This window comes from Micromonospora qiuiae, from assembly GCF_016863555.1.
Taxonomy (GTDB): Bacteria; Actinomycetota; Actinomycetes; order Mycobacteriales; family Micromonosporaceae; genus Micromonospora; species Micromonospora qiuiae.
This window is the reverse complement of sequence record NZ_BOPC01000019.1, coordinates 1-576: the sequence shown is the minus strand read 5'-3', so window position 1 is coordinate 576 and position 576 is coordinate 1. Positions and strand designations below refer to the sequence as shown.

The following is a 576-nucleotide window of genomic DNA, read 5'->3' as shown; positions in this document are numbered from 1 at the left end:
AAGACGGTGAACAGCAGCGCTCGCACCCTCCTTTAAGTGGCGCGCGGCAAGAGCTGCCTTGATACGAGCCGAAGGAACAGACGCTCCCCGAGCCTCCAGCAACGCCCGCAACACAACCACGTTGCTGACCCTTGGCGTAACGCGCTTGTGCGTCACGTTGTTGACATCAGCGAACACCGTTCCCACCAACTTCTCGCCATCAACAAATGTGAGCCCCACCCCCGCGAACCACGTCTCCGGGCGATCTGACTCCCGCGCCACTTCCGCTGAAGGAATTGCTTTGCGCCGAGCAGGCCTGACGCTCTGCCGGGAACCACCGGCCATCGCGGCGGCGGCATCACCCAAAGCCCACCCAAGATCCTGATGCCGAGAAACCTTGGCACTGACCCCCGCGCCAAAGTTTCTCTTCAGCCAGGCTCTAAGATAGTGAACCGCCTCATCCGCACTCTTCTTCACTTGGCGCGCGGCAAGGCCTGCCGCGATCCGAGCCGAAGGAACAGACGCTCCCTGAGCCGTCAGCAACTCCTGCAACACGACCACGTTGCCCACCGACGCCGTGGTGCGCCACTTCATCTC

1 protein-coding gene is annotated in these 576 nt (G+C 62.3%); it reads right to left on the bottom strand.

Annotation, left to right across the window (positions count from 1 at the left end; all coding sequences use genetic code 11):
* A partial coding sequence (locus tag Vqi01_RS07680) for a hypothetical protein (RefSeq protein ID WP_204033900.1) occupies window positions 1-549 on the bottom strand: 549 nt, incomplete at its 3' end.
* Between the last annotated feature and the right edge of the window lie 27 nt (window positions 550-576).